The sequence below is a fragment of the Mesorhizobium sp. M0048 genome, from assembly GCF_040323405.1.
GTDB lineage: Bacteria > Pseudomonadota > Alphaproteobacteria > Rhizobiales > Rhizobiaceae > Mesorhizobium.
In genome coordinates this window covers 1-7,092 of the sequence record NZ_JAMYUV010000096.1, presented here as the reverse complement: position 1 = coordinate 7,092, position 7,092 = coordinate 1, and the positions used below count along the sequence as shown (strand labels likewise).

The 7,092-nt window shown below is 56.3% G+C and carries 2 protein-coding genes and 2 pseudogenes; 2 read left to right on the top strand and 2 right to left on the bottom strand.

All coding sequences use genetic code 11. The annotated features are described in order from the left end of the window. Window positions 1-434: 434 nt before the first annotated feature. A pseudogene (locus NKJ84_RS32590) lies at window positions 435-638 on the bottom strand (transposase); the annotation flags it as partial. A gap of 246 nt (window positions 639-884) precedes the next feature. Between NKJ84_RS32590 and NKJ84_RS32585 the strand changes: the two are divergent. Together NKJ84_RS32585 and NKJ84_RS32580 are read left to right on the top strand one after the other, a co-directional pair. Beyond that, a pseudogene (locus NKJ84_RS32585) lies at window positions 885-1,201 on the top strand (IS110 family transposase); the annotation flags it as partial. 939 nt (window positions 1,202-2,140) lie between these two features. Next, window positions 2,141-6,766, top strand: a complete 4,626-nt coding sequence (locus NKJ84_RS32580; RefSeq protein WP_352509930.1) for a hypothetical protein — start codon at window positions 2,141-2,143, stop codon at window positions 6,764-6,766. A 16-nt stretch (window positions 6,767-6,782) separates the two neighbouring features. Here the strand turns inward: NKJ84_RS32580 and NKJ84_RS32575 are convergent. Then, window positions 6,783-7,092 (bottom strand): hypothetical protein (locus NKJ84_RS32575; RefSeq protein WP_352509929.1); only part of this gene is annotated, 310 nt, incomplete at its 5' end.

Genomic DNA, 7,092 nt, shown 5'->3' with positions numbered 1-7,092 from the left:
TCCGATGATCTGCTCTTCAGAGAAGCGGCTACGTTTCATGTCCTGGTCCTCTCGATGGGCCAGAACGAACTTCAAACCGGATTAGATCAGAGGGGCAAGGTCAGACCCCACTGACCTCAGACGTTGCAATAAGCCTACCATTCACAGCGAACCGGAGTTGCTAAGAGTCTATGAATTTCCTTGAAGGATCTGTTGCAACGATTGCCCAGCCGCTCTTGCTCCCGGCTTGCAGCGGTCAATCTCGAGCACACTGATCGCCGTGATGCAAAGATGACAAAGGAAGATTCCCTTTCAAACCGATCTTCTTCCTGGCCAAGTAGTTCGTAGTCAGTTGTGTGCGTCAAGTTCTGCAAAATGGCGTGGCATTGCGTTGACGTCGGCGTGTCCGCCGCGCAGCACCCGTGTTTAGCGGAGCGGCGGACACATGACGGTGCTCAGGCGGCCAAGGCCCTCAGGCTCTGCTTCTTGTGCTCGCGCAGATGATCCATGTTGAGGTAGCGGGTCGCCTCGAGCCAGTTCTCGTGGATCTCCACCGCTAATGCCCGAACCAGCCGCAGACAGCTCCGCGGGTTGGGGAAGATGCGAACGACCAGGGTGGGCCGCTTGATCTCCTGGTTCAGCCGCTCCAGCATGTTGGTAACCGGTATGATCATGACGGTGCCATCCGATCCCCGCTGGAGATGAGCGATTTTCGGCGTATGGTGCGACCATCCGGGACAGGGGCACCGGGAGCACGCCAAGTGCAGGCAGGCCGATGTATTCGATGAGCTGCGAGCTCGCGTTAGTAGCTGGCCGCCCCTGCGACCTGCCCGGTTGCGCCGAGAGCGCGGATCCGTAGGTGTCGCGTCGCCCGCTGGCTCCCGATTGTTGAGGAGAGGGAGCCGATGAGACGTGTGATTGGAATGGACATCCACCGCACCTTTGCGGAGGTGGTGGTTTGGGAAGACGGCCGGCTGCGCCATCACGAACGGCTCGACATGACCCGCTCGGGACTGGAAGGGTTCGGCCGCAATTTGCGACGGACGGATGAGGTTGTCGTCGAGGCCACGGGCAACGCCATGGCGGTGGTGCGGGTTCTGTCGCCCTATGTCGGCCGGGTGATTGTCGCCAACCCGATGCAGGTGAAGGCGATCGCCCATGCCAGGATGAAGACCGACAAGATCGATGCCGGCGTTTGGCGCAGCTCCATGCCAGCGGGTATGATCATGACGGTGCCATCCGATCCCCGCTGGAGATGAGCGATTTTCGGCGTATGGTGCGACCATCCGGAACAGGGGCACCGGTAGCACGCCAAGTGCGGGCAGGCCGATGTATTCGATGAGCTGAGAGCTCGCGTTAGTAGCTGGCCGCCCCTGCGACCTGCCCGGTTGTCCCTGACCTCAGCCGCAGTGATCGTGGTGGACCAACCATCTCGTTCATCTGGCGGGCGAATCCGTAGAGTCTGGACAGCTCGGTGGCGAGGTCAATCAGAGACTGCTGTTCTTGCGGCGTCGTCGGGGTGCTCGGGCAGATTGGTCAAGTGAGCGTATCTGCTATGGCAGCAAGGTGCGAACAACCACCACCTCGTTGCCAATAAATGAGTTAGGGTCCAGCGACGGCGACTCCAGAAAACCGGCTGTTCTGAAAATAGCTTCGATCGCTGCCCGATCGGCTCCTGGTGCTATATGCACCTCCGCCAAGTCTAGTTGGCATACCGGGTTTGGTTCTCCGATTGGAATTGGCCAATACCGGAATGCACCGTCACTGCAAGTCAGATCGACACCACCCTGATGACGCTTAACGAGCAAGCGGACCTCGTCTTCGATGACCACAGTGGACTTCAGATAGAAGGCGCCGATCTTGGAGATGGTCCAAGGATTGAACGGCGGCTCTCCGGCCGCTTGAGGGCGTCGTTGATCTCTCGTAGGACGGTGACCGAGCCGCTTTGTTCATAGTGGATCGGGCGAAGTTCTGCCACACCAGGGTGAATCTGGAACTGCAGACGCGCGCCATTTCCCTTTGCGAACGCGCCCCACATGAGTTGCGGATCTTCGGAGGCACACGGGTCATCGAAACGTGGAGTGCGCCCCTCGGACCGGACAGGATGCCTTGCTTTGTAAGATGCTATGCAGATATCTATTCCGAAATATTGGCGGGAAAGATGAAGAAAATGGCTAGCCGGAAGAAACGCGGGGCAACGAAAAGGCCGCTCGATGAAGAAGTTCTGCTTCGGCATATGCAAAGCATAGTAGACAGCGAATTCGAGAATCTTGTAGGCGAGGCGCTGTCAGAAATCTGTGGGAGACGCTTCTTTTGTTCGCGAAGCGGAAGCCAGTACGGGGGTGACGGAAGTGCACGAGGCCCGTTTGAAACGGTTTTCGAAGCCAAGCTCTATCGAGACACTACTTCTTTAAATCAGCGCAATGTACTCGGTGGCTTCGTTGAAGCGACCCATCGTGAGCCGAAACCTGATCTTTGGGTGCTCGCTGCTAGTCGGCCTGTCCCAGAGCAACTTGAACGAGCACTCCGCCGCGAGGCGGAAGAAAAAGCAATCGGCCTTCTCACGCTCGACGCTCCGCCCACGGGCGGCTCAGACCTTGTCCAACTGATTGCTATGGCGCCAAAGGCCGCTGCCCTACGGCTTCCGGCAGAAGCCCAAGCCGCAATCGACCGCCTTAGACGGGAGCCAAATTTCTCTGGGCGGGCTCTTGAGCTTCGCCAAAAACTCTCGGGACCCGATTTCACGCTTGCGACGTTGCGTGCGGCAGTCGATGCCTGGTGGCGAGAGACGATGTCGGAACCGCAGAAACTGGTCCGTCGCCTCAGGGCTAGACCCGCCCCTGGACGGTTGGGTGACCCGTGGGCCGAATTCGTTCGCCGTGATGTGGTCGATGCTAACAGCGCAAGCATTAAAGCCGCGGCGACAAAGGGAAATCCCTGCTTTTTTGTCGGCGACGAAGGAGTTGGCAAGACTCTCTCCGCTCTTCATTGGCTTTTGGAGAATGCCTCTGAGACCCTCTTGCTTCCGGTTACCAAAGCGGTTTCCGTTTCGAAAGACCCCATAACACTCATGAGTTGCGCGCTCAGCATGATGTTGGGTCGCTCCCCTGCGGAATGGGTCAAGAAAGCCGAGATGTTGCTCAGTTATGACGATATCCAAGCCCCTATCGTGACACTTTTTCTTGACGGTCTCAACGAACGACGAAAGAGCGATTGGACCGAGTTGCTGACGCGACTGCAAGACGAACCCTATCGCCAGCGCGTTCGTGTTCTTGCTACGTGTCGTCCCTATGCGTTCGAGCACGATTTCAATGAGTTTGTTGGACTGAGCCAGAAACCGCAGGTTATCCGTATAGGCCTCTTCGCAGACGCGGAACTCGACCGAGGTCTTAAGAACCACAAAATTCCCCGATCCTCTTTATCCGATGAAATGACGGAATTGCTACGCCGTCCGCGACTTTTCGACCTAGCACTCCGATACCGTGAAGAGCTTGAAAAAGTGGGCGAGTTCACGCCAGCTCGCTTGTATTGGGAGGACTGGAAAGACCGCCTGGCACGAAACCGTGACATCCTTGCGGAACCCGATTTCAAGGAAGCACTCCGGCAAGTTGCAAAGGCAATCGATAAGGCATCGCCGAATCCTTCGCGAATAGCGACGGCTGACCTACATCACGCCGTCCGGAACGCAAACCCTTTTGCGGACAATCCAGAGCGCGTCTTGCAAACACTTACGGAACTGGTTGACGGCGGGCTTGCCGAACGGTCCGGGGAAAATACCCGTCTAACATTGTCATTCGCGGCATTTGCACTTGGCTGGGATCTCTGGCGCCGAGCGCTAGAACTTCCTGCGGATTGGACGATTGGACAGATTGTCAGTGAAGTTCGAAGCTGGATAGAGCCGTGGGGCGGGGCCTCATTCGATTGTGAAGTGCTTCGAGTTGCCAGTTGGGCCGCCGCATTAGCGGACGGTAGGAGAGCAGCCCAAGCCGCGATATTCGCCCTTTGGCTCGATAGGCCAAACCTTTCCGACGAACACGAAGACGACATTCTTGCTATTTCACGGCGCATAAACACAGCTCTTGTGGATGTCGCCGAATACGTCTGGTTCGCAGGCGACGCAGAGGCGTCCGAACGCCTTGCTTATATTATTAGACCCCTCACTGGTGCGAGCGAATTGAGGGTAGCACTGATTGAACGTGCTCGTCATTGGGCCGGCTTGATCGGTCTAATGGAGTGGCCATTCTTGGGGCAAACAGACGACCGGTCTGCTTTGCGTGAAAAGCGACTTGAGCGACTGCGCAAACGCCTCGGCGATCGCTTGGTTTTGAATAAACCGTTCAAGGAGGCCGATGAAACTCTCACCATAGCAGATGGCGAAGAGCCTGATGGATCGCACGCCTTTGGCTACGCCGTTAGCGTTCTTGCTTTTCACAGTCGTGATGACCTGATGCCTTTGATAAGGGTTTGGTCCATAGCCGGGTCTGTTCGGTACGGAGACCATGACGATAAATATATCGCAGCGCTGCTGCGCGGTGCCGAACCCTCCGAGATCGCCCTAGTCGATCAAGCGTTGTCACAAGCGCAATCTTTCACCTTGGGCAATGACATTCTGATGGCGCATGCCGCAGGTTCACTTGGATGGGCAATTGGGACGCCTCAGGCCATGACCGTCGTTGCAGACGCCTTTGACAAATCTGGGCTTAGAGACGAACGACAAGAGTTAATCAAAACAATTTCAGTATGGGAAAGACCTGCAACCGTCGAGGAAGCCATTCAGAAGGTCGCCGACCAAACCGAAAAACCTCATGTTCGCTTGTCATATGCGCGGGACTGGCTACTCCATCCTAAGATGAGACTACCGGAAAGCCTTGTTCGCGAGGCCACGGATTTTGCAAGAAATCTCGACGTTACGGCAATCTATCAATCAAGGGGCCACACTTCCGAATCCCTTGCATTAGAGCATTGGATGCCCGTTTTGGCCCGGGCAGCGCGCGATGATAGAGCAGCCATTACGCGCCGACTTTCGGGTCACGTCGCGGCCGGCCAAGTGTCGCCGGAAAGAGCCATGTTTGTTATCATCATGGAAATGTCGGTACTTGATGCAGCCGACCTTGTGCCGCTTATGTCGATACCTGGAGACGATCCGGATAGCGCGAATCTGCGGATGGCGGCCCAATTTTTGTTGGCAAAGGACGGCGACGAGCAGATTAGCCTGCTCCTGAGCTTGGAACCGTCGCAAGTTATCTATCGTGATTTGGCGCTGACGTTCAGCATTCCGAGTGCCACTGGGCTCGATGCATTGGCGAAAGCTATTCATGGCGGCCTCGAACGAAATCGATTGCGAAGTGCGCTCTTTTTGGTGGCTGCCACGGGTGTGGATTTGACCAATGCCCTGCGCACTGCATTGCTGGAGCGCCTGAGACAATCATCTCCGCATTGCCGAGCGCCCGAACTGGAGATTTTGGCTAAATCCGATGCGCCTGCGGCGGCTGCCGAGTTGATCGCCTTGGATTGGACTGTCGGGAATGCCCGAGACGATGATGAAGCCTTCTGGGGAAGTTTGGTTCTCGCAAAGGCGTCGCTTTCCCTCACTGAGGTGGTTCGGCGTCTTCATCCTCGCCATCTTGTGCGCGCCGCCGAGAATACAAAGGATGGGCCAGCGGTGATCAGTGCCATTTTGATCGCCAAACTGCGGTCAGTCTTGGACGCAGAGAAGCGACCATTGCCGGCGACGTCCATTTCCAATTTTGCAACCGATGACACTCAACTGGAAACTCGAAGTGTCACGCTTCAGCACGGTCTCAATAAATCGGCTCTCACGCTGGCCGAACGATTTCGATTGGGGTTCGATGCCGATGCGCGCCAAGAAATCATTGACCAAGCAATTGAGGCTGTTCAGCGTTCGGATCAATCGACCCTTGCAAGCGGCAGGCGGCGTCCCGACTGGACCATTCCGAGCGCTGGCCTTGAAACGCTCTGGACCGCAGAGCCGACCGCCTTTGAGGCTATTGCGGATTTCCTCTCGATTCAGTCTGCTGACAATCTGAATCAACTCGCTGTCCATGAGCCTGGTCTCCTATATCCGATGGTCTCCGTTGGACTCAAATGCGACCCAATTCGTTTTGCCTCGATATGGCGTAACCTCCTGTCTACGAGACATCATACTGTATATCGAACGAACCTCGGCTCGGACTGGCTTCTCACCATGCCTTTCGCGTGCACGAGCCCCAAGGGGTGGGCACTTCAGATTGAAGCGTTCGACTTCTGTGAAAACGACCGCGAGCTACTCGATTGCACCTTGCACGCAGAGACTCCAGACCTCCAGCAGCGATTGATCGGTTGGACTATTTCTGAAGCCCAATCACCCTCCATCTGGAGACGGGGGCGGGCTATGATTGTTCGGGGCTATCTGGGCCTTTCGTCGCCGCGTGTCGAAGACCTAGAGCGCCTGGACATACAGGCGTCTTGGCTCGGAAATGTCTGGCGCTATGCCGAAGGATGGAGGGAGCGCCGCCGCTCAATTGTTCATTGGCTGGAGCAGTTCAGGTCAGCCGACAATGGCATATCCGCGTCAGCGGATTTCGAACTCCTCAAGAGCAGTGCTGACCGTCGCGTCTGGCGGATGCTTGATGAATGTAAACTGAACCATCATTCTCAGATCATATTCGAGCGACAGCGCTCTGAACTTAAGCGAGCGATAGAGAAACGCGAAAAGGATATGGGGGAGAAATTCCTCGACCAAAAGCTTGTCGACGGCCTCTGGCCTCGCAATATGAAGCTGAATTGAAGCATCCGAACGCGGTTCAGATGAACCAAACGAACTCCGTTCGCGCGTTTCGCAAAATGTGTGCGGGGGTACTACGCTTTTTCCGCACCTTCTTGGCAAGGGGGTCGCTGCGCACCCCCGTTGCATCCCCCGAGCCGCAAGGTCTTCGCGAAAGATCCAGTATGACCACGTCGATGACCCGGCGTAGATCGACCGGCATCTGTTCAATAATAGCGTCCTTTAGCGTAAGCGCGAATTTCCCCGCACCTTTTGCTGTTGAGTGCTCTGATGCATGAGGTGTCCACCAAAATAGGTGGACACCTTGTGATGGAAGAAGATGAGCAGAA